This is a genomic window from Streptomyces chengmaiensis (assembly GCF_029846775.1).
Classification (GTDB): Bacteria; Actinomycetota; Actinomycetes; order Streptomycetales; family Streptomycetaceae; genus Streptomyces; species Streptomyces chengmaiensis.
Window position 1 is genome coordinate 32,063 of sequence record NZ_JARWBG010000022.1, and the last position, 25,406, is coordinate 57,468.

At 71.1% G+C, this 25,406-nt stretch carries 27 protein-coding genes; 19 read left to right on the forward strand and 8 right to left on the reverse strand.

All coding sequences use genetic code 11. The features are described 5' to 3' along the window. Positions 1-74 precede the first annotated feature (74 nt). The 12 genes from QCN29_RS19255 (at position 75) to QCN29_RS19310 (ending at position 12,567) form a co-directional block, all read left to right on the forward strand. Positions 75-1,097: an ABC transporter ATP-binding protein gene (locus QCN29_RS19255; protein WP_279929552.1), complete on the forward strand. Its 1,023-nt coding sequence runs from the start codon at positions 75-77 to the stop codon at positions 1,095-1,097. After that, positions 1,094-1,864 (forward strand): MlaE family ABC transporter permease, encoded by a 771-nt coding sequence (locus tag QCN29_RS19260; protein ID WP_279929553.1) that lies wholly within the window; start codon positions 1,094-1,096, stop codon positions 1,862-1,864. Before QCN29_RS19255 ends, QCN29_RS19260 begins: the two co-directional genes overlap by 4 nt. Before the next feature lie 24 nt (positions 1,865-1,888). Next, the gene (locus QCN29_RS19265; RefSeq protein ID WP_279929554.1) at positions 1,889-2,719 is read left to right on the forward strand and encodes an MlaE family ABC transporter permease; all 831 of its coding nucleotides are present in this window, start codon (positions 1,889-1,891) and stop codon (positions 2,717-2,719) included. Positions 2,720-2,725: 6 nt separating this feature from the next. Continuing rightward, complete coding sequence (locus tag QCN29_RS19270; protein ID WP_279929556.1) at positions 2,726-4,111, forward strand: MCE family protein; 1,386 nt, start codon at positions 2,726-2,728, stop codon at positions 4,109-4,111. Next, a complete protein-coding gene (locus tag QCN29_RS19275) occupies positions 4,108-5,160 on the forward strand; it encodes an MCE family protein (protein ID WP_279929558.1) in 1,053 nt (350 codons plus the stop codon). The genes QCN29_RS19270 and QCN29_RS19275 overlap by 4 nt, the downstream gene beginning before the upstream one ends. Further along, a complete protein-coding gene (locus tag QCN29_RS19280) occupies positions 5,157-6,143 on the forward strand; it encodes an MCE family protein (RefSeq protein WP_279929559.1) in 987 nt (328 codons plus the stop codon). Before QCN29_RS19275 ends, QCN29_RS19280 begins: the two co-directional genes overlap by 4 nt. Next, positions 6,140-7,306, forward strand: coding sequence for an MCE family protein (locus tag QCN29_RS19285; RefSeq protein ID WP_279929560.1), 1,167 nt, complete (start codon positions 6,140-6,142; stop codon positions 7,304-7,306). The genes QCN29_RS19280 and QCN29_RS19285 overlap by 4 nt, the downstream gene beginning before the upstream one ends. Next, positions 7,303-8,676, forward strand: a complete 1,374-nt coding sequence (locus QCN29_RS19290) for an MCE family protein (RefSeq protein ID WP_279929561.1) — start codon at positions 7,303-7,305, stop codon at positions 8,674-8,676. The genes QCN29_RS19285 and QCN29_RS19290 overlap by 4 nt, the downstream gene beginning before the upstream one ends. Next, positions 8,673-9,917, forward strand: a complete 1,245-nt coding sequence (locus tag QCN29_RS19295) for an MlaD family protein (protein WP_279929562.1) — start codon at positions 8,673-8,675, stop codon at positions 9,915-9,917. Before QCN29_RS19290 ends, QCN29_RS19295 begins: the two co-directional genes overlap by 4 nt. Then, complete coding sequence (locus QCN29_RS19300; RefSeq protein WP_279929564.1) at positions 9,890-10,414, forward strand: hypothetical protein; 525 nt, start codon at positions 9,890-9,892, stop codon at positions 10,412-10,414. The genes QCN29_RS19295 and QCN29_RS19300 overlap by 28 nt, the downstream gene beginning before the upstream one ends. Before the next feature lie 38 nt (positions 10,415-10,452). After that, the gene (locus QCN29_RS19305) at positions 10,453-11,190 is read left to right on the forward strand and encodes a hypothetical protein (RefSeq protein WP_279929565.1); all 738 of its coding nucleotides are present in this window, start codon (positions 10,453-10,455) and stop codon (positions 11,188-11,190) included. 147 nt (positions 11,191-11,337) lie between these two features. Further along, complete coding sequence (locus QCN29_RS19310; protein ID WP_279929567.1) at positions 11,338-12,567, forward strand: cytochrome P450 family protein; 1,230 nt, start codon at positions 11,338-11,340, stop codon at positions 12,565-12,567. Positions 12,568-12,573: 6 nt separating this feature from the next. Here QCN29_RS19310 and QCN29_RS19315 read toward each other — a convergent pair whose 3' ends face one another. The 5 genes from QCN29_RS19315 to QCN29_RS19335 are packed head-to-tail and all read right to left on the reverse strand — an operon-like array spanning position 12,574 to position 16,810. Beyond that, a complete protein-coding gene (locus QCN29_RS19315; RefSeq protein ID WP_398859484.1) occupies positions 12,574-13,983 on the reverse strand; it encodes a cytochrome P450 in 1,410 nt (469 codons plus the stop codon). Beyond that, a complete protein-coding gene (locus tag QCN29_RS19320; protein ID WP_279929569.1) occupies positions 13,980-14,630 on the reverse strand; it encodes a GTP-binding protein in 651 nt (216 codons plus the stop codon). The genes QCN29_RS19315 and QCN29_RS19320 overlap by 4 nt, the downstream gene beginning before the upstream one ends. Then, positions 14,608-14,976 carry a DUF742 domain-containing protein gene (locus QCN29_RS19325; RefSeq protein ID WP_240134477.1) on the reverse strand — a complete coding sequence of 123 codons (369 nt, stop codon included), beginning with the start codon at positions 14,974-14,976 and terminating at the stop codon, positions 14,608-14,610. The genes QCN29_RS19320 and QCN29_RS19325 overlap by 23 nt, the downstream gene beginning before the upstream one ends. Further along, the gene (locus tag QCN29_RS19330; protein ID WP_240134478.1) at positions 14,973-15,401 is read right to left on the reverse strand and encodes a roadblock/LC7 domain-containing protein; all 429 of its coding nucleotides are present in this window, start codon (positions 15,399-15,401) and stop codon (positions 14,973-14,975) included. The genes QCN29_RS19325 and QCN29_RS19330 overlap by 4 nt, the downstream gene beginning before the upstream one ends. Continuing rightward, a complete protein-coding gene (locus QCN29_RS19335) occupies positions 15,398-16,810 on the reverse strand; it encodes a sensor histidine kinase (RefSeq protein WP_279929573.1) in 1,413 nt (470 codons plus the stop codon). Before QCN29_RS19335 ends, QCN29_RS19330 begins: the two co-directional genes overlap by 4 nt. Positions 16,811-17,152: 342 nt before the next feature. Between QCN29_RS19335 and QCN29_RS19340 the strand changes: the two genes are divergently transcribed. From QCN29_RS19340 to QCN29_RS19360, 5 genes are all read left to right on the forward strand, one after another. Then, a complete protein-coding gene (locus QCN29_RS19340) occupies positions 17,153-18,112 on the forward strand; it encodes an AraC-like ligand-binding domain-containing protein (protein WP_279929575.1) in 960 nt (319 codons plus the stop codon). A gap of 334 nt (positions 18,113-18,446) precedes the next feature. Beyond that, positions 18,447-19,034 (forward strand): SRPBCC family protein, encoded by a 588-nt coding sequence (locus tag QCN29_RS19345; protein ID WP_279929577.1) that lies wholly within the window; start codon positions 18,447-18,449, stop codon positions 19,032-19,034. A 48-nt stretch (positions 19,035-19,082) separates the two neighbouring features. Continuing rightward, complete coding sequence (locus QCN29_RS19350; RefSeq protein ID WP_279929579.1) at positions 19,083-20,687, forward strand: radical SAM protein; 1,605 nt, start codon at positions 19,083-19,085, stop codon at positions 20,685-20,687. Then, a complete protein-coding gene (locus QCN29_RS19355) occupies positions 20,684-21,490 on the forward strand; it encodes a class I SAM-dependent methyltransferase (protein WP_279929580.1) in 807 nt (268 codons plus the stop codon). Before QCN29_RS19350 ends, QCN29_RS19355 begins: the two co-directional genes overlap by 4 nt. Positions 21,491-21,786: 296 nt before the next feature. After that, positions 21,787-22,152 carry a PH domain-containing protein gene (locus QCN29_RS19360; protein WP_240134532.1) on the forward strand — a complete coding sequence of 122 codons (366 nt, stop codon included), beginning with the start codon at positions 21,787-21,789 and terminating at the stop codon, positions 22,150-22,152. Positions 22,153-22,240: 88 nt separating this feature from the next. Here the strand turns inward: QCN29_RS19360 and QCN29_RS19365 are convergent, their stop codons facing one another. Genes QCN29_RS19365 through QCN29_RS19375 form a run of 3 tightly spaced genes read right to left on the reverse strand, consistent with a single transcriptional unit; the run spans position 22,241 to position 23,341 of the window. Then, a complete protein-coding gene (locus QCN29_RS19365; RefSeq protein ID WP_279929581.1) occupies positions 22,241-22,639 on the reverse strand; it encodes a VOC family protein in 399 nt (132 codons plus the stop codon). Continuing rightward, positions 22,630-22,911 carry a PNPOx family protein gene (locus tag QCN29_RS19370; protein WP_279929582.1) on the reverse strand — a complete coding sequence of 94 codons (282 nt, stop codon included), beginning with the start codon at positions 22,909-22,911 and terminating at the stop codon, positions 22,630-22,632. The genes QCN29_RS19365 and QCN29_RS19370 overlap by 10 nt, the downstream gene beginning before the upstream one ends. A gap of 22 nt (positions 22,912-22,933) precedes the next feature. Continuing rightward, positions 22,934-23,341, reverse strand: coding sequence for a hypothetical protein (locus QCN29_RS19375; protein ID WP_279929583.1), 408 nt, complete (start codon positions 23,339-23,341; stop codon positions 22,934-22,936). A 291-nt stretch (positions 23,342-23,632) separates the two neighbouring features. On the opposite strand from QCN29_RS19375, the gene QCN29_RS19380 reads away from it, so the two are divergent. Both QCN29_RS19380 and QCN29_RS19385 read left to right on the forward strand, forming a co-directional pair. Beyond that, entirely contained in the window at positions 23,633-24,520 is an 888-nt protein-coding gene (locus tag QCN29_RS19380) for a glutaminase (protein WP_398859532.1), read from the forward strand. Positions 24,521-24,897: 377 nt separating this feature from the next. Beyond that, positions 24,898-25,362, forward strand: coding sequence for a hypothetical protein (locus QCN29_RS19385; protein ID WP_279929586.1), 465 nt, complete (start codon positions 24,898-24,900; stop codon positions 25,360-25,362). The last annotated feature ends 44 nt before the right edge of the window (positions 25,363-25,406 follow it).

A 25,406-nucleotide genomic window follows, 5' to 3' on the forward strand; every position in this document is an offset into this window, starting at 1 on the left:
TCTCGCGACGGACGCCCCGCCCCTCCCCGTAGAGCGGTTGTCAGAGCTGCTCCCCGGCGTGGAGGGTGAACCGGATGGGTGTCGAGATCTGTGTGGAAGGGTTGACGAAATCCTTCGGCCACCAGGTCATCTGGCAGGACGTGTCGCTGACGCTGCCCGCCGGGGAGGTGTCCGTCATGCTCGGCCCCTCCGGCACGGGCAAGTCGGTGTTCCTCAAGACGCTCGTCGGTCTGCTGCGGCCGGACCGCGGCAGCGTCACCATCGCCGGACAGGACGTCACCAAGCTCCGCGAGCACGAGCTGTACGAGGTGCGCAAGCTGTTCGGCGTGCTGTTCCAGGACGGCGCGCTGTTCGGGTCGATGCATCTGTACGACAACATCGCCTTTCCGCTGCGCGAGCACACCCGCAAACCGGAGAGCGAGATCAGGCGGATCGTCCTGGAGAAAATGGACATGGTCGGTCTGATCGGCGCCGAGGAGAAGCTCCCCGGCGAGATCTCCGGCGGTATGCGCAAACGGGCCGGACTGGCCCGGGCGCTGGTGCTCGACCCGGAGATCATCCTCTTCGACGAGCCCGACTCGGGGCTCGATCCCGTACGCGTGGCCTATCTCAACCAGCTGATCGTGGATCTGAACGCACAGATCGACGCGACGTTTCTGATCGTCACGCACGACATCGCATCGGCCCGGCAGGTCCCGGACAACATCGGGCTGCTGTTCCGGCGGGAGCTGGTGATGTTCGGGCCGCGGGAGCAGTTGCTGACCAGCGACGAGCCTGTCGTACGGCAGTTCCTCAACGGCCGGATGCAGGGGCCGATCGGCATGGCGGAGGAGAAGGACGCCGCCCAGGTCGAGCAGGAGCTGGCGCAGCTCGGGGAGCGGGAGGGGCGGAACGCGAAGGGGGAGTCCGGTCCGAAGGCGGCCACGGACACGGGCATGACGCCCCGCCTGCTGCCCAGTCCCGGCCTTGCGCGCCCGCCCCGCTGGGAGGCGATCGCCAAACGCGAAGCGAAACCGGAGGCCAAGGCGGAACCGGAGGACGAAGCGAAACCGGCGCATAAGACGGACCAGCGCGAGGCGGCGGTGACAGACATATGAGCCTGTCCCCCCTCGGCGCGCTCCGCCACACCGGCAGTCTCTTCGCCATGGCCCTGGACGTCCTGCGGACACTACCGCGCCGCCCCTTCCAGATCCGGGAGTTCATCCAGCAGGCGTGGTTCATCGCCAGTGTGACCATCCTGCCCACGGCCCTGGTCTCCATCCCCTTCGGCGCCGTCATCGCCCTGCAGATCGGCAGTCTGACGCGGCAGCTCGGCGCCCAGTCGTTCGCCGGTGCGGCATCGGTGCTCGCCGTGCTGCGCGAGGCGTCGCCGATCGTCACCGCCCTGCTGATCGCGGGCGCCGGAGGCACTGCGATCTGCTCGGATCTGGGCGCACGCAAGATCCGGGAGGAGATCGACGCCATGCAGGTGCTCGGCATCGATCCGATCCACCGGCTGGTGGTGCCCCGGGTGCTGGCCACCATGCTGGTGGCGGTGCTGCTCAACGGCCTGGTCTCCGTCGTCGGGGTGGCCGGCGGCTATTTCTTCAACGTGATCATGCAGGACGGCACGCCCGGCGCATATCTCGCCTCCTTCACCACGCTCGCCCAGCTGTCCGATCTCTGGGCGGCCGAGCTGAAGGCGCTGGTGTTTGGCGCGATCGCCGCGACCGTCGCCTCGTACAAGGGGCTGACCGCCAAGGGCGGCCCGAAGGGCGTCGGCGACGCCGTGAACCAGTCGGTGGTCATCACCTTCATGTTGCTGTTCGTGACGAACTTCGTGATGACCGCCGTCTACTTCCAAGTCGTTCCGCAGAGGGGATAGCAAGGGATGGCTCTGACGGGACGTATGACAGGGCTGACGCACCGGCTGCTCGGCCGGCCGTTGCGCGCGCTTGAGGAGCTCGGCGTCCAGCTGGCTTTCTACGGGCGCTCGATCGCCTGGACCGGCCGCACCCTGCACCGCTACAAGAAGGAAGTGCTGCGGCTGCTGGCCGAGGTGAGCTTTGGCCGGGGCGCGCTCGCGGTCGTCGGCGGCACGGTCGGCGTCATCGCGTTTCTGTCCTTCTTCACCGGCACCGAGGTAGGGCTCCAGGGCTACGCGGCGCTCAACCAGCTCGGCACCTCCAACTTCGTAGCTTTCATATCCGCGTACTTCAACACCCGGGAGATCGCCCCGCTGGTGGCCGGGCTCGCGCTGTCCGCGACGGTCGGGGCCGGCTTCACCGCCCAGCTCGGCGCGATGCGGATCAGCGAGGAGACCGACGCGCTGGAGGTGATGGGCGTCCCCTCGTTGCCGTTCCTGGTCACCACCCGGATGATCGCGGGCTTTGCGGCGGTGATCCCGCTGTATGTGATCGGGCTGCTGTCCTCGTACTTCGCCGCACGGACCATCACCACCGGCTACTACGGCCAGTCCACCGGCACCTACGACCACTACTTCCAGCAGTATCTGCCGCCGGTCGACGTGCTGTGGTCCTTCGGCAAGGTGGTCGTCTTCGCCATCGTGATCATCCTGGTGCACTGCTACTACGGCTACTACGCGAGCGGCGGACCGGCCGGCGTGGGCGTCGCGGTCGGCCGTGCCGTGCGGACGTCCATCGTCGCGATCAACGTCCTCGACTTCTTCCTCAGCCTGGCGATCTGGGGCGCCAACACCACTGTCCGGATTGCGGGGTAGGCACCTATGACCGGACTTCCCACGCTGGGGCGGACCGTACGGCTGCGGCTGTACGGGGTCGTCTTCCTCGCCGTCATCGCCCTGCTGCTGTCGCTGACGGTCGCGGTCTACCAGCAGGTGTTCACCCCCGTCGTACGGATCACCCTGGAGGCCGGCACGCTCGGCAACCAGCTGGAGCCGCGCGCGGACGTCAAGCTGCGCGGGCTGCTGGTCGGCGAGGTGCGCGAGGTGCGCGCCGACGGGGAGAAGGCCACGCTCGGCATCGCGCTGAAGCCGGAGCACGTACCGCTCATCCCGGCCGATGTGCACGCCCGACTGCTGCCCAAGACGCTGTTCGGCGAGAAGTACGTCGATCTGGTCATCCCGGAGAAGTCCGCGTCGCAAGGAACGCAGGGGTCGCAGGAGAAGTCCGCGTCGCAAGGAACGCAGGGGTCGCAGGGGAAGTCCGCGTCAGCACGATCCGCGCCGGGCAAATCGTGGAAATCCGCGGTCCGGCACATCCGGGCCGGGGACGTCATCACCCAGGACCGCACGACCGTCGGCATGGAGATCCAGCAGCTGATGAACGATCTGCTGCCGCTGCTGCGCACGGTTCAGCCGGGCAAGCTGAACGCCACCCTGTCCGCGTTCGCCACCGCCCTGGAGGGGCGGGGCGACGCAATCGGCGACAACCTCGTCCGCCTCGAGGACTATCTGCACCGGCTCAACCCGCATATGCCCTCCCTCCAGGAGGACATCTCGCGCTTCGCCGATGTCGCCGAGGTGTACCGCGACGCCGCACCCGATCTGCTGCGCATCCTGCGCAACACCCTCACCACCAGCGTGACGCTGGTCGAGCAGGAGGACCGGCTCGCCGCGCTGCTCACCGCGACCGCGACCGCGGCCGGAACCGCGGAAACCCTGCTCGACGAGAACAGGGAACGGCTGATCACCCTGGGCCGGGTGTCCCGTCCCACGCTGGCGCTGTTCGCCCGCTACTCGCCCCAGTACCCATGTCTGCTGGCGGGTCTCGTACGGCAGGAAGCAGCGTCTGAACAGGCTTTCAGGGGCGGGAAGATGCGGATCACCCTGGAAGTCGTCCATCCGCGAGCCCCCTACCGATCCGGCGAGGAACCGCGCTATGCCGAGCGTTCAGGACCGAATTGCAGAGGACTGCCCCATCCGCACGTGCCCGCGCCGCCCACCAAGCTCGACGACGGCACCTGGCAGACGGGTTCGGGCGGCGGCGGCCCTCACGGCCCCGGCCTCGCGGTGTCCGGCACCCCGGCCGAGCAGCACGCAGTCGCCTCGCTCGTGGCCCCGGTCATGGGCGTGCCCGCCGACGAGGTGCCCGCGGTCACCACGCTGCTGTTCGGTCCGATGGCGCGCGGGACGGCGGTGAGCGTCGCATGAGCCGTACGAGCACCAGAACCGCCGCGCCCCAGCTGGTCAAGCTGAGCGTCTTCGCCGTGGTGACCGTGGCCGCCACCGCCGTACTCGCCGCCACCATCGTCAACTTCTCCCTTGCGGCCAAGGATTCGTACACCGCAGTTTTCAGCGATGTCACCAGCCTGGAGGAGGGGGACGACATCAGAATCGCCGGGGTCAGGGTCGGCGAGGTGGAGGACATCAGGACAGTCAAGGACCGGGCCGAGGACCGTGAACTGGCCGAGATCACCTTCACCGTCCGGCGCGACCGGCCGCTGCACGCCGGCACCCGTGCCGTCATCCGCTACCGCAGCCTGATCGGCCAGCGCTATATCGCGCTGACGGAAGGCCCCGGGGGCGACGAACGGCTGCGCCCCGGCGACCGTATCCCGCTCTCCCGCACCGAACCGGCGCTCGACCTCAACGCCCTGCTGAACGGCTTCAAACCGCTGTTCGCCGCGCTCAGCCCCCAGGACATGAACCAGCTCGCCACCGAGATCGTCAAAACGCTCCAGGGCGAGGGCGGCACGGTGCGCAGCCTGCTCGCGCACACCGCGTCGCTCACCGCCACACTCGCCGAACGCGACCAGCTGATCGGCTCGGTGATCGACAATCTCAACGCGGTGCTCAGCACGGTGGACAAGCGCAGCGCCCGCTTCTCACAGCTGATCACCCAGTTGCAGCGGCTGATCTCGGGGCTCGCGGCCGACCGCAAGCCCATCGGGGAGTCCCTCGGCGACATCAACGGGCTCGCGGAGGCCGCCTCCGGGCTCCTCAAGGACGCCCGGCCGCCGCTGAAGAACGACATCGCCGAGCTGTCCCGGCTCACCGGGACCCTGAACGACCACGAGAAGACCGTGGAGGGCGTGCTGAAACGACTGCCCGGCAAGCTGAACGAGCTGACCGGCACGGCGTCGTACGGCTCCTGGTTCAACTTCTATCTCTGCGACTTCGACGGCCGGATCGTGCTGCCGGGAACGGACGAGGTCATCACTCATGAACTCCATGTGGACAGGGCGAGGTGTGCCGGTTGATCCCCTTCCGAGACCGCAACCCCGTGGTGATCGGCGCGGCAGGGCTCACCGCCGTCACGCTGCTGATCACGGCCGCGTTCCATGTCGAGAGCCTGCCGCTGATCGGCGGCGGGCAGACCTACAGCGCCGCCTTCTCCGAGGCCGGCGGGCTGGGGCCCGGCGACGAGGTGCGGATCGCCGGCGTCAAGGTCGGCAAGGTGGAGGGAGTCGGCCTGGACGACGGCCATGTCAAGGTGACCTTCCGGATCGACGACGAGGACCGGAAGCTGGGGTCCCGCACCGGGGCGTCGATCCGTGTCAAGACGATCCTGGGCGCGAAGTATCTGGCGCTGGCGCCCAAGGGCAAGGGGCGGCTGAAGCCGGGCGGCGAGATCCCGCTGAAGCGCACCGTACCGGCGTATGACGTGGTGGAGGCGTTCAGCGACCTCACTGTGACGACCGAGCAGATCGACAAGGAGCGGCTGGCCGCCGCGCTGGACACGCTCTCCACGACCTTCGAGGACGCGCCCGACGAGGTGAGGGCCTCCATCCAGGGACTGTCGAAGCTCTCCCGCACCGTGGCCTCCCGCGACGAAGCCCTGCGGACGCTCCTCGACCACGCGGACGGCGTCACCGGCGTGCTCGCCGAGCGGCGCAAGGAGTTCAGCAGGCTGGTCAAGGACGGCGACAAGCTGCTGGCGGAGATCCACGCCAGGCGCGAGGCCATTCACGCGCTGCTGAAAAGCTCGGTCGCGCTCAGCGTTCAGCTCTCCGGGCTCGTCAAGGACAACCGCCAGGCGATCGGGCCCGCGCTGAAGCGGCTGAACACCGTGGTGCGGATGCTGGAGCGCAACCAGGCCAGTCTCGACCGCAGCGTCAAGCTGCTGGCGCCGTACGCCCGGGTCTTCACCAACACCCTGGGCAACGGCCGCTGGTTCGACAGCTATATCCAGAACATGGTCACCCCCACGCCGGTGGTCCCGCGAACGGGAGACTCCCGATGAAGCTTCCACAGTTCACATTCACGCGACGCCTCCGCATCGCGCTCGCCGTCGCCCTCGCGGTCTGCGTCGCGGCCCTCGGCGTCGTATGGCTGCTGCCGCAGTCGCCGACGGTCACGGTGACCGCGTACTTCCCCCGTACGGTCGGCATCTATCCGGGCTCCGATGTGCGGGTGCTCGGCGTACGGATCGGCGAGGTCAAGGAGATCACTCCGGAGGGCGGCCGGGTGCGGGTCGAGCTGGAGTACACGGCCGAGCACAAGGTGCCGCCGGACGCGCGCGCGGCCATCGTCAACTCCTCCGTCGTCAGCGACCGCTATGTGCAGTTGCTGCCCGTCCACCGCGGCGGTCCGGCGATGCGCAGCGGCGACGTCATCCCGCTGGACCGCACGGCCGTGCCGGTCGAGCTGGACCGGGTCTTCGACGGGCTCCGTACGACGGCGAACGCGCTGGGGCCGCGGGGCGCCAACGAGGACGGGGCGCTGTCCCGGCTGCTGGCCGTCAGCGCGGACAACCTCCAGGGCCAGGGGGATCAGCTGCACCAGACGGTCAAGGACCTCTCCCAGGCCGTCACCACGCTCGCCGACGGTCGGCAGGACCTGTTCGGGACCGTGCGGAACCTCCAGCTGTTCACCGCCACGCTGGCGGCCGATGACACTCATGTCCGGTCGTTCAACGGCAACCTGGCCAAGGTGGCCGAGCAGCTGGCCGGGGAGCGCAAGGACCTCGCCGCCGCCATCTCCCATCTGGCGGCCGCGCTCGCCGATGTGTCGGAGTTCGTGAAACAGAACAAGAAGGACCTGACCGCCGATGTGAAGGGTCTGAGCAAGGTGACCCGCGTTCTGGTCAGCCAACGGGCCGCACTTGAGGAGTTCCTCGATGTCGCGCCCGCCGGCCTGTCCAATCTGCAGAACGCCTACAACCCCTCCGCCGGAACGCTGGACACCCGGAGCAACCCGGACGAACCGCAGGACCCGGCGTCGCTGCTGTGCTCCCTGCTCAAGACGGCCGGTGAGGCGGGCGGGGAGACGGGCGGGGGCGGCGGCGCCGACTGCGCGGACCTGAAGGAGCTGTTCGACTCGTTGCCGGCGCTGCCCGCGTCATCGGCGGGGCAGGGCGCGACCGACAAGACGCTCGGCGGGATCCTGGAGGGCCGCAACGTATGAAGGCACGGCGTACGAGAACACCGCGCACGACGGTCTTGTGGGCCGCCGCCGGCTCACTGCTGCTGACCGGCTGCGAGTTCCACGGCCTGCACGATGTGCCGCTGCCCGGCGGCGCGGCGGCGGACGGCCGCAGCTACCGGGTCACGGTCGAGTTCCGCGATGTCCTCGATCTCGTCCCGCAGTCCACGGTGAAGGTCAACAACGTCACCGTCGGGGCCGTCGAGAAGGTGGAGCTGGACGGCTGGCACGCACGCGTACGGCTGCGGATCGCCGACTCGGTCCGGCTGCCGGCCAATGCGCTCGCCGAGATCCGGCAGACCAGCATGCTCGGTGAGAAGTATGTGGCGCTGTCGCCGCCGCCTGAGGGCGGCGGGGCGGAGCCGGTCGGCCGGCTGTCCGACGGCGACCGGATTCCGCTCGCCCGCAGCGGGCGCAACCCCGAGATCGAGGAGGTCCTCTCCGCGCTGTCGGCGCTGCTCAACGGCGGCGGAGTGGCCCAGCTCAAGACGGTGACGACAGAGCTGAACAAGGCGCTCGACGGCCGCGAGGACCGGGTCAAGTCCCTGCTCTTTGAGCTGAAGACCTTCCTCGGCGGCCTGGACGCCCAGAAGAAGGAGATCGTCCGCGCGCTGGAGGGCATCGACAAGCTGTCCGCCACGCTCGCCAAGGAGAAGAAGACGATCGGGCAGGCTGTCACGGCCATGCCGCCCGCGCTCAAGGTGCTCGCCGACCAGCGCCCCAAGCTCACCGCCATGCTCCGGTCCCTGTCGGAGCTGGGCGTCACGGGCACCAGGGTCGTCAACGCGTCCCGGGACGACGTGATCGCCAATCTGCGGGCGCTCCAGCCGATCCTGAAGCAGCTCAACAAGGCGGGCGCGGATCTCCCCAACGCCCTGGAGCTGCTGACGACCTATCCGTTCCCGCGGAATGTGGTGGACGCGATCAAGGGCGACTATGTCAATCTCAAGGTCACCGCCGATCTGGACCTGCGCAGCCTCTACGGCAATCTGGCCGGGGAGGGCGAGGCACCGCCGCAGCCCGGTGACCCGGCCGCGCCCACCCCCGAACTGCCCGAGGTCCCTGAAGGACCTGAGCTGCCCGGTCTGCCCGGTCTGCCCGAGTCCCCCGAGCTGCCGCAGGCCCCGCAGCCGCCGGGCACGCCGGACGAGCCGAGCGCCCCGGACCTGCCCGGCGGCGGGGACGGAAACGGAGACGGTGCAGGTGAGGGAGACGCCGACCTGACCTGCCTGCCGTTCTGCCCCTCGGCCCACCACGCCTCGTACCAGAGCACATACGCCGCCGACGGCCGCTACCCGCCGGGCATCGACACCGCCCTCGCCGGGCTTCTGCTGAAGGGACTGCTGCCGTGATCACCCGCACGGTCAGAGCGCAGCTGCTCGCCTTCGCCCTCGTCACCGCCCTCGGCGTATCCCATGTAGCCGCCGAGTACACCGGGCTCGCCGACCGGCTGCTGGGCCGCGGCTACACCGTACGGGCCGAGTTCGCCGACTCCGGCGGCATCTACACCGGCGCGGAGGTCACCTACCGCGGGGTGCCCGTGGGCCGGGTGGGCGAACTGCGACTGAGCGGCTCCGGGGGCGTCTCGGTGGAACTGCGGCTGAAGGACTCCCCCGAGATCCCGGCCGACAGCCTCGCGGTGGTCGCGAACCGTTCGGCGGTCGGCGAGCAGTATGTGGATCTCCAGCCGCGCTCCGACGACGGCCCGTATCTGCGGGACGGCAGCACGGTGCCGCGCCGCAATACACGGGTGCCCACGCCCGCCACGGAGCTGATCCTCAGTCTGGACCGGCTGGTGCAGTCGGTGGACAGGCAGGATCTGCGGATCACGGTCGACGAGCTGGGCAGGGCCTTCTCCGGCACCGGACCCCATCTGACCCGGCTGGTCGACTCGGGCAATGCCCTCGTGCAGTCGGCGTCCGACGCCCTCCCGGAGACCATCGCGCTGATCGAGGACTCACGGAAGGTGCTGAAGACCCAGACGGACCAGGAGTCGGCCATCAAGGGCTTCTCACGCGATCTTGCAGCCCTCACGGCACAGCTCAAATCGAGCGACGGAGACATCCGGGCGCTGATGGGCAACGGCGCGTCGGCCGCACACGAGGTGAACGAGCTGCTGACGGCCAACCGCCCGCACCTCCCGGTACTGCTGGGCAATCTGATCAGCGGCGGTCAGATCACCCTCGCCCGACTGCCCGGCGTCGAACAGATGCTGGTCACCTTCCCGGTGGTGGTCGCGGGCAGCTACACGGTGCTGCCGGGCGACGGCACCACCCACTTCGGCATGGTCGTGAACGCCGACGATCCGCCGCCGTGCCGTCAGGGGTACGGAACTCAGTGGCGCGACCCCGCCGACACGTCCGACCGCCCGGCCAACACGGACGCCCGCTGCACCGAGCCGCGCGGCAGCGACACCTCCGTGCGCGGTGCCCAGAACGCCCCCCGCGCGGGGGCCGCTCCGGGCGGCTCGGGGGGCGCAGGCCAGATGGGCGGGGTCGGCCGTCAGCCCGTCCAGATCGGCTCCACAGGCGGTGCACAGAGCACATTCGGAAAGGACTCCTGGCAATGGCTGCTCGTCGGTCCCATGGCATAACCCGCGTCCGCCGCATCCTGCTGCGCCCGGCGGTCACCGCGGCGCTCGCCGTCCTGGCCGTCGCGCTGACGGCCGCGTCCGGATGGCTCGGCGTCCAGGTGTACGAGCGCCGGACGACGGACCAGCGGCACCAGGACATCCTGGCCGCGGCCCGGCAGTCGGCGCTCAACTTCACCTCGCTCGACTACCGGCACTACGACCGGGACAGCAAGAACGTCCTGAGCGGCGCGACCGGAGACTTCAAGAAGCAGTTCTCGGCGCAGACGGAACAGCTGACGAAGCTCGTCGCCGAGAACCAGTCGGTCTCCGAGGGCCGCATCCTCGACGCGGGCATCGTCCGGGCGGACGAACGGTCCGCCCGCGTCCTGGTGGCGGCGGACAGCAAGGTCGCCAATGTCGCCACCCCCGAGGGCGCCGCCCGCAACTACCGCCTTCAGCTCGACCTCGTCCTTGAGGACGGACGGTGGCTGACGTCCGACGTCGCCTTCGTCGGCTGACCTGCCCCGCCCTGAGCCCGCCCTTGAGGAGACACACCATGGCGAACCGATCCGTCCGCGTGGCGGCGGCCGCGCGCGCCGCAGCCAAGCGGTCCGAACGCGCCCAGCGCACCGATGAGCCGGGGTCCGGGGTGGCTCTCGCGGCCGGCCCCGAGGCCATCAGCGGAGCCGACGCCGGGACCGACGCCGACACCGACACCGGCACCGCAGCGGCTGCCCGGGCCGAGACCCTGACCGGCGTTACGGCCGCGGCCGCAACGCGCCCCGGCCGACGGCGCGCGGTCCTCAGCGGCGCACTGGCGCTGCTGGTCGTGCTGGCCCTGACCGCCGGCGCCGTACTCGCCTGGCAGTACCGCCAGTCCGAACGCACCGCCCAGGCCCGTACGTCCGCGCTGGCCGCCGCCCGCAAGGCGGCCCCAGTGATCCTGTCGTACGACCACCGCCACCTGGACCGCGACTTCGCAGCGGCCCGCCGCCATCTCACCGGCGACTTCCTCGACCAGTACGGCAAGACCACGAAGACCGTCGTCACCCCCACAGCCACGAAGTACCGGGGCACCGTCAAGGCCACCGTCGCCAAGCCCCCGAACGGCGACGACGCCTCCGCGGCCTCGGTGGTGTCGGCCACACCGGACAAGGCGGTGGTGCTGCTCTTCGTCAATCAGGTCACCACCAGCACCCGGCTCTCCACGCCCCGTCTCGACCTCAACCGCGTGCGGGTGACGCTGGTCAGCACCCCGGACGGCTGGAAGGTCAGCGCCGTGGACGCGCTGTGACGCGGCCGGAGCCCACCTGCCCGTACGCGTACGGATGTTGCGCCGCCGCGAACACCGTCCGGAGGCGGTCTCGATACGGCCCGTTGCCGCGAAGTAGCGTTCGAGTCACTGAGGGAGTTCGTCGGAGCGAAGGCCAGGGAGGCCGGCATGGCAGAACCGTCCCGTGTGGTGATGGACCCGACCGGACGCGACATCCACGAGGAGGCCGCCCGCATACGGGCCCGCGGGCCGCTCACACGCGTCGAACTCCCCGGCGGGGTCGAGGCGTGGGCGGTCAGCTCCCCCGCGCTGCTGAAGGAGCTGCTCACCGATCCGCGGGTCTCCAAGGACCCGCGCCGCCACTGGCCGGCGTGGATCGACGGCGAGATCTCCCCCGAGTGGCCGCTGTTCACCTGGGTGGCGGTGGAGAACATGTTCACCGCCTACGGCGAGGAGCACACCCGGCTGCGCACCCTGGTCGCCAAGGCGTTCACCGCGCGCCGCACCGCCGCGCTGCGGCCGCGCATCGAGGAGATCACCGCCGGCCTGCTGGACCGCATCGCCGAGGAGGGGCGGGACGGCGGCGTGGTGGATCTGCGGGAGATGTACGCCTATCCGCTGCCGATCCAGGTGATCAGCGAGCTGTTCGGGCTGCCCGAAGGCAAACGGGACGAGCTGCGCGCCGTCGTGGACAGCATCTTCCACACCTCCGCCGATCCGGAGGAGGTCACCGCGACCTACGCCCGGCTCTACGCCGTCATGGGCGAACTCGTCGCCGCCAAGCGGGAGTCGCCCGCCGACGACATGACCAGCGGGCTGATCGCCGCCCGCGACGACGGGGGCGAGTCCCGGCTCAGCGAGCAGGAGCTGCTCGGCACCCTGGTCCTGATGATCGGCGCAGGGCACGAGACGACGGTCAATCTGATCGACAACGCCATCCACGCCCTGCTCACCCATCCCGAACAGCTCGCACAGGTGCGCAAGGGCCACGCCTCCTGGGACGACGTCGTCGAGGAGAGCCTGCGCCATGACGCGCCGGTCGCCAGTCTGCCGCTGCGCTACGCGGTGGAGGACATCGAGGTGCCCGGCGCCGCGGTGATCCGCAAGGGGGAGGCGATCCTCGCCGCGTACGCCGCCGCCGGGCGCTGTCCCGAACGCCACGGCAAGGACGCCGACCGCTTCGACGTCACCCGCCCGGACAAGGAGCATCTGGCCTTTGGCCACGGCGTCCACTTCTGCCTGGGTGCGTCCCTTGGCCGGCTGGAGGCCCGCATCGCGCTCCCCGCGCTCTTCGAGCGGTTCCCCGGGCTGACCCTGGCCGTCCCGCCCGAAGAGCTGCGCCCCGTGGACTCGTTCATCTCCAACGGGCACCGCGACCTGCCCGTACGGCTCGGCTGACCGGGCTCACTCACCGCCCCGCCACCAGCTCCGCAGCCCGGACCACAGGCGCCGTGCCCTGCCCGGCCCCGCGGCGGCGGGCTGGTGCGCCCAGGGCGGCACGGGGCGGGGCCGCGCGGCCGTCTGCCGCGGCTGCCCGTCGGGCTGCCGCTCGGGCGTGCCCCCGAGGACGCTCGCGGCAGGCGGGAAGCGCACGGGCAGCGCGGCGAGCGCGCGGTGGAACGGCCCGGGCCGCCAGGACAGTTCTCCGGCGGCCACGGCCAGCTCCACATCGGGCAGCCGGTCCAGCAGCTTCTCGACCGCCACGGAGGCGATCAGCCGGGCCGGTCCCTGCGCGGGACAGGCGTGCGGCCCCGCGCTCCACGCCAGATGGGCGCGGTTGCCCGCGCGGCGCTCCGCGGTCAGCGCGGGGTCGGTGTTCGCCGCGGCGAAGCTGATGACCAGCGGCTCGCCTTCGCGCAGCAGCGCACCTTCGTACCGGACGTCGTGGACGGGGAAGTGCACGGCGTAGTTGGCCATGGGCGGGTCCGTCCACAGCACCTCGTCGAGCGAGTCGTCCACCGGCAGGCTGCCGCCGGACAGGCTGCCGGCGAAGCGTTCGTCGGAGAGCAGCAGCCGCAGGCTGTTGGCTATCAGGTTCTGCTGGGGCTCGGTGCCCGCGCCCATGAGCAGGACGAGGGTGTGGACGAGTTCCTCGTCAGAGAGCCCCGCGGGGTGGGCGATCAGCCAGGACGTCACATCCTGTGCGGGCCGGCCGCGTTTGAGGCCGACGAGCTCCGTCACGGTCCGGGTGAGCAGTTCGTTCGCCTTCTCCGCGTCCACGCCGTCGAAGATCCCCGACATGCCCTCGACGAGCCGGTCCCCGATGTCAGGCGGGCAGCCGAAGAGCCGGTTGAACACCAGCAGCGGCAGGGGCTGTGCGTACGCGGCAAGCAGATCCGCGCTTCCGTGCGCCGCGAACCGGTCGATGAGCGTGTCGGCGGTCTGCTCGACATGGCCGCGCAGGGCGCTGGGCTCCACTCGCCCCAGGCTGTCGGTGATGGCCTCGCGCAGCCGACGGTGCTCCCGGCCGTCCGTGAGGAGGGCGTTCGGCCGGTACGCCATCATCGGCACCACCGGGCTGTCCGGCGGTACGGTGCCGTCGGCGAGGTCGCGCCAGCGGCGCGAGTCCTTGGAGAACGTCTCCGTGGTGCGCAGCACATGCAGGGCGGCGTCGTAGCCGGTGACGAGCGTGGCGCGGACGCCGGGGGCCAGTTCGACCGGCGCGGTCGGCCCGGCCGTGCGCAGCCTGCGGTAGACGGCGGCCGGGTCGGCCGCGAAGGCGGGGCCGTAGAGGGGCTCGTGCGGGGAACCGTCTCCGGCGTGCACGGGGCAGCCGGGTGAGGAGTGTTCGGGCGTGGGAAGGGGTGCGTTCACGCTTGCTCCAGAGGGCGGGCATGGCCGGTGCGGGACTGCAGATACTCGACGAGCTCGATCAGCGCGCGGGCGGAGGAGGCCCGGTCGCGTGCGTCGCACCGCACGAGAGGGGTTTCGTCAAGCAGGTCGAGGGCCTCGCGGATCTCGTCGAGGGTGTGGGCGGGCGCGCCGGGGAACTCGTTGACGGCGACCGCGTAGGGGATGGCCAGTTCCTCCAGTACGCCCATGACGTCGAAGGAACTGCTCAGCCGGCGGGTGTCGGCGAGGACGAGCGCACCGAGCGCTCCTCGGGTCATGTCCTGCCACAGCCGGGTGAAGCGGTGCTGTCCGGGCGCGCCGAAGAGATACAGCACCAGGCTGTCGCTGAGGGTGAGTCGGCCGAAGTCCATGGCGACGGTGGTGGTCGTCTTGCCGGAGACGCCTGCCAGATCGTCGACCAGCGCGCCGGCCTGTGTCATCAGCTCCTCGGTGTGCAGGGGCCGGATCTCGGACAGCGCGCCGACGAAGGTGGTCTTGCCCACCGCGAAGTGCCCGACGACCAGGAGCTTGGCCGCGGTGCGCACACCCGGCCCGACATGGACGCCGCTGTGGTGGCCGGAGGCGGCGTGACCGACGGCGCCGCGGTCAGAGGAGGGAGCGGAGCCCATCGAGCACCTCCTGGAGGATTCGGGCGTCGGACGGCTGGGCGGAAGGGATCGCAGCCCGGGTGACGATGTGGCCGCTGTCCATCAGATCGGCGATCAGCACCTTGACGACGCTGACCGGCAGCGACAGATGCCCGGCCACCTCGGCGACCGAGAGCGCTCCGGGCCGGCACAGCTCCATCAGCCTGCGTTTCTCGGGGTTCAGCCCGGTCAGGGGCAGATCGTCGGCGGCGATCAGCAGGGTGACCAGGTCCAGGGTGTTGCGGGTCGGGCAGGCGCGGCCCTCGGTGACCACGTACGGCCGCACCAGCCCTCGGTCCGGGCGGCGGCGCCGGCTGCCCGGGGTCATGCCGGGCTGCCGGTCCGCTGTCCGCCGGCGTCCTGCCGGGCCGGACTGGTCAGTTCGCGGCCGAGCCGGTCGACCAGCTTGTGCATGCGGTAGGTGACTGCCTCCATGTCCACGCGGTCGCTGGTGGAGACGGCGAGGTACGCGCCCGTGCCGGCGGCCACCAGAAACACATAGCCGTGCGCGAACTCGATCAGCGTCTGCCGCCAGGGGGTGTCGGGGCGGTCGCAGAACTCGGCCGTGCTGCGGCTGATCGACTGCACCCCGGAGAGCCCGGCGGCCAGCCGCTCCGCGTCGTCGCGGTCGATGTCGGCGGAGTGGGCGCGCAGCATGCCGTCGGCCGAGAGCAGGATCGCGTGCCGTGCGTGCGGCACTCTGAGGACCTCGTCGAGCATCCAGCCCAGTTCGTTGGCAGTGGACTCGGTCATCCCTGTGTCTTCCCTTCGTCATGGCCGTCAAGGCGGGCGTCGCGGCCGGAGCGGGTGCCGCGCGCGAACGCGCCCATGCGCACGGCGGTTTCCTCGGCGGTCCGGCTTGCCTCGTCGGCCGTCGGCAGCTCCGCGGGCGGCGCGGAGCGCGACTGCTGCGGGGCGCGGCGGCGGCGCTTGGGCAGCCCGCCGGCCGTGGTGTCGCCGGCGGCCGCGTCCTGCGGCGCGTGGGCGGCGTCCCGGGACGGCGGCGCGGACTCCGTGGCGGACGCCCCCGCGGACTCCGTGGCGGACGCCCCCGCGGGCTGCGGCTCCGGCGGAGGTGCGGACTGCGGCGTCGCAGCATGGTCGGGCTCCGCCGGCGCGGGTTCCGGCTCCTCCGTCACATGGGTCAGCAGGGAGGACGGGAGGAACACCACGGCGCGCACGCCTCCGTACGGGGAGCGGGTGTCGGCCGTGACGCCGAAGCCGTAGCGGGCGGCGAGCGCTCCGATGACGGCGAAGCCGAACTGCGGCGGATCGTCGAGCCGGGTGACGTCCACGCTCTGTCCGCCGGACAGCAGCACCGACGCCCGGTCGGCCGCCTGTCCGTCCATGCCGACGCCCGCGTCGTCGATGACGATGCAGGCGCCGTTGTGCACCGCGCGCAGATTGACCTCGACCTTGGTGTTGGGCTGGGAGTGGCGCGCGGCGTTGTCGAGCAGTTCGGCGACGGCGAGCACCGCGGGCTCAACCGCCCGGCTCTCCACGGCGATGTCGACGTGCCCGTGCACCTCGACCCGCCGGTAGTCGCGGATGCGGGAGGTCGCGCCCCGTACCACGTCGGTCAGCGCGGAGGCGGCGCGCTGCCGTCCGGGCCAGGACCCGCACAGTACGGCGATGGCCTGGGCGCGCCGCCCGAACTGGGCGTTCGCATGGTCGATCTCCAGCAGGTCGCGCAGCACACCGGGGTGGTCATGGCGGTCCTGCATCTGCGAGATGGCGACCTGCTGTTCGTTCGCCAGGGCCTGGACGGCGCGCATCGACGTCTTGAGCGCGGCCTTGGCGGCGGCGTCCGCGCGGGCCTGCGCCTGCTCCACGGCCCCGGCGAACCGGTCCAGCACCTCGTCGACGCTCTTGGCGAAGCCGGTGCCGGCCAGCCGGGGGTCGAGCAGACCGACGCCCGGGACGGCCTGCTCCGCCGCGCCCGGGGCGCCCGCGCCGCCGCCCGCGCCGCCCTCCAGGGCGGGCAGCCGGACGGACGCGAGATGCCGCACCTCCTCGTCCCTGGCCCGCAGGCCGTCCGCCAGTTCGGCGTTCCGCCGGCGCACAAGCGCGGTGATCCCGCGCTGGCGCACGAGCAGGACGGTGACGGCGAGCAGGCCCAGGGCCAGGCACCAGAACACCGCCTCCGGCATCTGTTGAGTCATGGGGTCCTCGTGGCAGGCGTGCGATGCGTGTGCTGTGGTGCGTGCGATGCGTGTGCTGTGGTGCCTATGGGATGTGCGTGAAGCGCGCGAGTGACCGGCCGAACACGCAAATGAGTGGTGACGGGCGGCCGACGGTAGACCAGGGACCGCCGCCCGCACTTTCCGCCGTACGCAGGAGAGTTGCCGCCGGGCGCACACGAGCCTCCGCGACGGCGTCACGGAATCTATGGAGAATCGGGCGGCTGTACTACGCTGCGCGCCCATAACCGCCACTACCTGCAGGTTGGTTGAAAATTACACGGCAGTGGCACGGGAAGCGGAACGGCGGCGGAGGGATTCTCTGTGCCCGCGAGCACGTACAGCGTGGAGTCGTCGTCGACGGTCGAGGTGGCCCCGCCGCATCGTGCGGAGTTCTGGCGGGAGCACATCGCCTCGTACCAGTCCCTGATGGACTACCGGTATGCGCGCCCCGGCGACTTCAGCGGCGAGACCGTCCGGCAGCGGACCGCCGCGTATCAGCTCGTCCGTTTCCGTTCGGACGAGATCGAGTACACGCGCAGCCTGAACCAGGTCCGCCAGGACCCGGACGAGGACTACCGGCTGCTGGTCCCGCTCCGCGGGCAGATCGTGCTGCGCCAGGACGGCGAGGAGGCGCGGCTGACCGCGGGGACGGGCGCGCTCGTCACCTTCGGGGCCCCGTTCACCTGCCTCCAGGACGCCGGCACTCAGGCGTTCATCCTCACCATCCCCGCCCGTGAAGTGGACGGCCCGCTCAACCTCAAGGCGCCGCTGGCCGCCGGACTGGATCTGACGCGGGGGCTGGGACGGATCGTCGGTTCGATGCTCAACGATCTGCACGAGGAGCGGGAGCGTCTCACCGACCCCCAGTTCAACGCGGTCTCCGACCGCATCGTCGAGCTGCTGTGCATGCTCGCGGCCGGCGACGACCGGCCGCCGTCCGGACCGGGACAGCTGGCCGAGGTGGAGGCGATGGTCCGCCGCTACGTCCGCGAACGGGCGGCCGACCCCGAGCTGACCGGGGCCGTGGTCGCCGAGGCGCTCGGCTGGTCGCTGCGGCAGGTGCAGCTGGCCCTCCAGCGGGCGGGCACCACGCCACGGGAGCTGATACGCGAGGAACGCCTGCGGATGGTCCGCGACCGGCTGCGCGACGCCGCCTTCGCCCGAATGTCCATCACCGATCTCGCGTACGCCTCCGGTTTTTCCTCCGCCAGCGCCCTGAGCACCGCGTTCCGGCAGCGCTTCGGCGTCAGCCCCCGCGAGATGCGCTACGGCGGCGGCTGACCCCGCGCGCCCCGGCGGCCGCTGGCCGCCGGGCTTGGCGTCCCGGTGGATGACGCCCTCGGCGTGCAGGGCGAGCAGCGCCCGCACGGCGCCCGCCGCGATCGACGGCGCGGTCCACGCGGGGAGCGGCCCGGCGTCGCGGACCAGGTCGGGCAGCGCGGGGGCCGGTATGCACTCGACGGCCGTCCAGGGCCGCGGTGCGTCCGGGTCGGCGGCCGGCACACCCGCCGCCGTACGACCGGCGCGCCGACCGGCGTGGCGGCAACCCGCCGCGCGGGCCGTCCCGTCCTAGCGTCGTACCGGACAGCACGGGCACAGCAGAGAGGCGCGGACCATGGTGTGGCGGCTGGGGCGGACGGGATGGTTGGCGGTGGTCGGGGCCGCGGTCGGCGGGGGGGCCGCAGCCGCGTATGCGGGGCTGGTGACCGGGGCCGTGCCGCTCGACGTGGGGGCCGGGCGGCGGCTGCGGCCGCTGGGGCCCCTGAGCGTGGACATCCGCGCACCGCGCGAGGTGGTCTTCGATGTGATCGCGCAGCCGTACCTGGGGCGGCCCACCCGGGCGATGCGCAAGAAGGTCGAAGTGCTGGAGCGGGGCGCCGACCTGGTGCTCGCCGCGCACTTCACACCCGTCGCCGACGGACGGCTGACGGCGCGGACCGTGGAGACCGTGCACTTCGTCCGCCCCGAACGGGTCGGCTTCCGGCTGGTGCGCGGGCCGGTGCCGTACGTCGTGGAGTCCTTCGAGCTCAGCGAGTTCGCCGAGAACGGGGGGACTCGGCTGCTCTATACGGGGGAGCTGGGCACGGACCTGTGGGCCCTCGGCCGGTGGTGGGGCTCCGTGGTCGCCCCGCGCTGGGAGGCGACCGTCGCCGCCTCGCTGGCGACGGTCAGGGAGGAGGCCGAGCGCCGCGCCCCTCGCTGAGCGTCGTGTCGACCGCTCCCGGCCTCCCGCCGGGAATAGCGTGCATTCATGAATGAACCGGACACCATGAGGCCGCCGGCCCCACGCAAGACGGACCGCGACGAGGTGTTCGCGGAGTTCACGCGGTCGATCTGCCCGGTCTGCAAGACCCCCGTCGACGCCCAGGTCAACATCCGCGACAACAAGGTCTATCTGCGGAAACGCTGCCGCGAGCACGGCGGGTTCGAGGCGCTGGTGTACGGGGACGCCGAGGAGTATGTGCACTCCGCACGGTTCAACAAGCCGGGCACGATCCCGCTGGCCTTCCAGACCGAGGTGAAGGACGGCTGCCCCAGCGACTGCGGGCTGTGCCCGGAGCACAAGCAGCACGCCTGCCTCGGCATCATCGAGGTCAACACCGGCTGCAACCTCGACTGCCCGATCTGCTTCGCCGACTCGGGGCATCAGCAGGACGGCTACGCGATCACCCACGAGCAGTGCGAGCGGATGCTGGACGCCTTCGTGGAGTCCGAGGGGGAGGCGGAGGTCGTGATGTTCTCCGGCGGAGAGCCCACGATCCACCCGAACATCCTCGACTTCATCGACCTCGCCCAGGCGCGCCCCATCCGCAGCGTCACGCTCAACACGAACGGCATCCGGCTGGCGGCCGACCGGAGGTTCGCCGCCGAACTGGGCGAGCGCAACCGCGCCCCCGGCCGGTCGGTGAACGTCTACCTCCAGTTCGACGGCTTCGACAAGCGGACGCATCTGGAGATCCGGGGCCGTGATCTGCGTACGCTCAAACAGCGGGCGCTGGACAACTGCGCCGAGGCCGGGCTGACCGTCACACTCGTCGCCGCCGTCGAGCGCGGCCTCAACGAGCACGAACTGGGCGCGATCGTCGAGTACGGCATCGACCACCCCGCAGTCCGCGCGGTCGCCTTCCAGCCCGTGACCCACTCCGGCCGGCATGTCCCCTTCGACCCGCTGAACCGGCTCACCAACCCCGACGTCATCCGCCTGATCACGGAGCAACGCCCCGAGTGGTTCCGCAAGGGCGACTTCTTCCCTGTGCCGTGCTGCTTCCCCACCTGCCGGTCCATCACCTATCTGCTGGTCGACGGGGAACCGGGCGACCGGACCGTGCTGCCGGTGCCGCGGCTGCTGAACGTCGAGGACCACCTCGACTACGTCACCAACCGCGTCCTGCCCGACCCCGCCGTCCGCGAGGCCCTGGAGAAGCTGTGGTCGGCCTCGGCCTTCATGGGCACGGCGACCACCGAGGAGAAGCTGCGGACCGCCGCAGGGGCCGCGGCCGAGGCCCTCGGCTGTGCTCCGGACAGCTGCGGCATCGATCTGCCCCAGGCCGTCAGGGAACTCGACGACAAGGCGTTCATGATTGTGGTGCAGGACTTCCAGGACCCCTACACGCTCAACGTCAAGCAGCTGATGAAGTGCTGCGTCGAGGAGATCACCCCCGACGGCCGGCTGATCCCGTTCTGCGCGTACAACTCCGTCGGCTACCGGGAACAGGTCCGCTCCCGGTTGTCCGGCGTGCCCGTGGCCCCCGTCGCGCCCAACGCGCTGCCCCTCACGGACCTGCTGACCTCCACCCCGTACGGCTCCAGGACGCCGAAGCCGTCGACGGCGTCCGAGGGGGACGGCTCCGCGTGAACGACGGACACAAGACCCTCAAGGCCTGCTGCGCCGCGGCCTACCACTCCTCCGACGTCGTCCCGCTGCTGCTCGGCGACGCCTACCACCCCGGCGGGGCCGCGCTGACCCGCCGGCTCGCGGACGCCCTGGCCGTCGCCCCGGGCGAGCGCGTGCTCGACGTGGCGTCGGGGCGCGGCGCCACGGCCCTGCTGCTCGCCGACGCGTACGGCGTCGAGGTGGACGGCGTCGACTACTCCCCCGCCGCCACCGCACTGGCACAAGAAGCGGCCCGCGCGGCCGGGGTGGCCGACAGCGTCCGCTTTGCGACCGGGGACGCCGAACGGCTGCCGTACCCCGACGGGGCGTTCGACGCGGCCGTGTGCGAATGCGCGCTGTGCACCTTCCCCGACAAGGCGCGGGCCGCCGCGGAGTTCGCACGGATCCTGCGGCCCGGCGGACGGCTGGGCCTGACCGACGTCACCGCCGACGCCGACCGCCTGCCGCCGGAACTCACCGGCCTGACCGCCCGGATCGCCTGCGTCGCCGACGCCCGGACGCTGACCGGACCCGCCGGATACGAGAGCCTTCTGGCGGGCGCGGGCCTCCGCACGACTGCCGCGGAGCGCCACGACGACGCGCTGCTGAGCATGGTCGACCGGATCGAGGCCCGGCTGACGCTGCTGCGGATGGCCGCCCCGGACCGGCTCCGCGCCGCGGGCCTCGACCTCGACGCCGCCCCGGCCGTCCTCGCCGCGGCCCGCGCCGCCGTGGCCTCCGGCACGCTGGGCTATGCACTGCTCGTCGCGGTGAAGGCGGACTGAAGGCGGCGGGACCGCCCCCGGCGCCGTCCCGCGGCGGCGGTGCGGCCCGCGCCGACCGGCTGCTGCAGCCGGAGCATCTGACGGATCCGACCGCTCTCGACGAGGGCGTCGGACATCTGCGGGCCGCCGAGGCCCGGCACACGGCGGTCGCCGGGATACGGGCCGACTGTCCGGCGACCTCCGGCCTGTGGGCGTGCCTGGTGCACGCCGGACCCTGAGCTCCGTGCATCGCGTCCGTATACAGTGCGCTGAATCGTGCGATGCACGACGACATCCGACACCACATGGGGGCTGACATGGCGCTGTTCGGCAACGCGCACGCGATCGACCCGGGATCGGCGCAGCAGGAGTACGCCCGGCTGCTGGGGCAGGGGGAGCAGATCCACGCCGCCTACCTGCTGATACGGGACACCATCCTGTTCACCGACCGCCGCCTGATCCTGGTCGACAAGCAGGGGATCACCGGCAAGAAGGTGGAGTACCACTCGATTCCGTACCGCAGCATCACGCACTTCGCGGTGGAGACGGCGGGCACCTTCGACCTCGACGCCGAGCTGAAGATCTGGCTGTCGGGCAGCGCCACACCGGTCCAGAAGACGTTCACCAAGGGTGTGGACATCTACGAGGTGCAGGCGATCCTGACCCAGTTCGTGGCGGGGTGACCGCGGCCGCCGCGGCCGCCTCGACGGCCGCGGCGGCGGGAGACGCCGGCCGGCGTCTCTCACGGACGCGCCGGCCGGCCCGCGGTCGTCAGGAGCCCCCTTCGGCGTCCTGCGGGTACCAGCGCAGCTCCACGGCGTTGCCGTCCGGGTCCCGCACATAGACGGACTGGGCCTCGCCACGTGCCCCGAAACGCCCCACCGGGCCCTCCAGCACCGTGAACTCCCCCGAGTCGATGACCTCCGCCCAGTCCAGCGGCTCGACGACCAGGCAGATGTGGTCCACATTGGACTCGCCGCGGGACCGGTCGACCAGATCGATGATCGTGGTCGGCGTGACCCGCACCGAGGGGAACGGGGCCTCCCCGGCCCGCCACTCCTCCACCCGTACCGGCTCCAGACCCAGCAGCCCGCAGTAGAAGCCGAGGGAGCGCTCGACGTCCTGCACATTGAGCACCAGATGGTCAAAGTCCTTGACCTTTATACGCATGAGAGAACCTCCAGTCCTGCGCAATTCAACACGCCGACGCAGCCGTCCCCGGCGTCACTCAGCCGCGGGCGGGGCAGGCGGCCAGGGGATCTCCGCAGGCGCGGGCAGACTGGCTCGACGGGCGCGTCCGGCACGGCGACCGCGGCGAACGTCTCGCCGTCGAGCTCCACCCGCACCATGGGGTGGGCGAGGACGTCGCCGTACCAGTCGGGGGTGTCAACGGCGAAGGGGCCGCCCGGCCTCCGGCCGGACAGCCCCTCCCCATCACTCACCTACGACGCGGTCGGATGGTGATCAGGAGTTCGCGCAGATGGCGAACACACTGATGCCCACCGACGAGTACGCGTTCTGTCGGCCGAGGCCGATCCAGCCCCTGTTGTCGTCCGTGGGGAAGCTGCCGACCAGGATCGCGTCATTGCCCCGCGCCTCGGCACCGCCGCCGAGGACCACCTTCCCCGCCGGGCAGTAGACGGTTCGCCGCTGGAAGTTGGGGACATTGGCGTTGGGCAGCCGCACCACCTCGTAGCCCGGCACCGCGCCGGCGGCCGGCCCGGCCGTGTCTCGTTTCTCCTGGGACGCGGCTGCCGTGCCCGTCTCCGCCTGGGCGGCCCAGCCGCCGCCCACCGCCAGGGCGAGAGCGAGGGCGGATGCGCCGATCGCCCGCCTCGCACGCTGCGTCTTCATCGTCTTGATCGCCTTCATCGCTGCTTCTCCTTGTCGCCGTCGGCGAACCTCCACGGGTCCGCCCAGCGATGAGCCTGCCGCAGGAAGGCCATCAAAGGCCTATGAAATCGGCATAAACCTACCTTTCAGGTGCCCTGGAAGCACATGGGGCACATGCCGTCAGGATCCGCGCTCCACAGATGCCGCCGTCCTCCGGTGCGCGCGCATGCTGCGGACGGCCGCGCCGGGCGTTCCCCCCGGCGTGTGCCGCCGCGCCCCGCAGGAGCCACAATGTCCGACGTGAACCTGCACCAGACCCTGTACGACGCCATGGAATCCGCCCGTCCGGTGATCGGCCGCGGCAATGTCGCCGACTACATCCCGGCCCTGACCGAAGTCGATCCGCATGCCTTCGGCATGGCGCTGGCGACCGTGGACGGCGAGGTGTACGGGGTCGGCGACTGGGAGCAGCCGTTCTCCATCCAGAGCGTGTCCAAGCTCTTCACACTCGCGCTCACGCTCAGCCACGGCCCGCACGGCGACGAGCTGTGGAAGCGCGTGGGCCGCGAGCCCTCCGGCAACCGGTTCAACTCGCTGGTGCAGCTGGAGACCGAGCACGGCATCCCGCGCAACCCCTTCATCAACGCGGGCGCGGTCGTCGTCACCGACCGGCTGCACACCCTGACGGGGGACGCCGCCGGGGCCGTACGGGGGTTCCTGCGCACCGAGTCGGGCAACCGGCACCTCGACACCGACGCCCGGGTCGCCGCCTCCGAGGCCCTGCACGGCCACCGCAACGCCGCGCTCGCCCACTTCCTGGCCAGCTACGGCAATCTGGAGAACCCGGTCGAGACCGTCCTCGACCACTACTACGCGCACTGCTCCATCGCCGCGAGCTGCCGCGACCTCGCCCTGGCCGGCGGCTTCCTGGCCCGCCACGGCCTGCGCTCCGACGGCGCCCGGCTGCTGCCGCGCAGCGACGCCAAGCGGATCAACGCGGTGCTGCTGACCTGCGGCATGTACGACGCGGCGGGCGAGTTCGCCTACCGGGTCGGGCTGCCCGGCAAGAGCGGCGTGGGCGGCGGCATCCTCGCCGTCATCCCGGGCCGCGGCACCCTGTGCGCCTGGAGCCCGGCCCTGGACCCCGCGGGCAACTCCCTCGCCGCCGTCCACGCCCTGGACGCGTTCACGACCATGACGGGCTGGTCCGTCTTCTGACCTGACACCCCCGGTGCACCCGGGCATTGACAAGGTGTCATAATGGCCGTGTAGCCCTTCGCGTATCCCCCGTCGCGAAGGGCTACACCTTTGCGCGGGTTTGCAGTCGCGTCGCATACGGCCGGCACCGGACGACGGCCGCGCCCGGGCAGCGCCCCGGCGGCGGGCAGGACGGCAGGCACGGACAAGGGACTCCCCTCGTGGCCCCCTGCCCGTGTTTTTTCGAGTTAACAGTGGCGTAGAGTGTTTACGCAAGCCCGGCCCGCCCCCCTGCAACGGGCCGACCCACTCCCTCGCGCACGCCACGGCGTCCGTGACAGGGTTGGATACGTACACGCCCGTTGACCGCGGGCCGATGTGAACGTTGGGGGATCCGGATGGACGGCAACGGAGCGTCGCGAACACCCGAACTGAAGACGCTGCAGCAGAAGGTCGAGTACATGGTGGAGAAGACCTTCCCCGGCGAGAAGGTCTCGGGGCGGGCCTTCGCCGAGCTGGTCAGACAGCGGGGCGGTTCGCTCTCGCACAGCTACTTCTCCAACATCCTCGCCGGGAAGGTCACCCACCCCTCGGAGGACATCCTCAAGGCGCTGGGGCTGGGCTTCGGGGTGGACTGGCGGTTCTTCAAGGAGGAGTCCGAGGTCGTCGACGACGTCGTCGCCGGACTGCAGTTCCTGGCCAGGCGGCGCACGGGGGAGATCAGCGGCGTGGCCGAGCGGGGGCTGGAGGAGGACGGGCTGCCGCCCGAGCTGCTGCAGTTCGCCCTGGCCCTCCTGGAGGAGACCAAGGAGAAGCAGGCGGGAGAGCGGCACGGGAAGGAGCCGGCACGCGGGGGACAGTAAACTCGCCGATCGCATGTCACCCGTACGCGTGACGACGATCACGA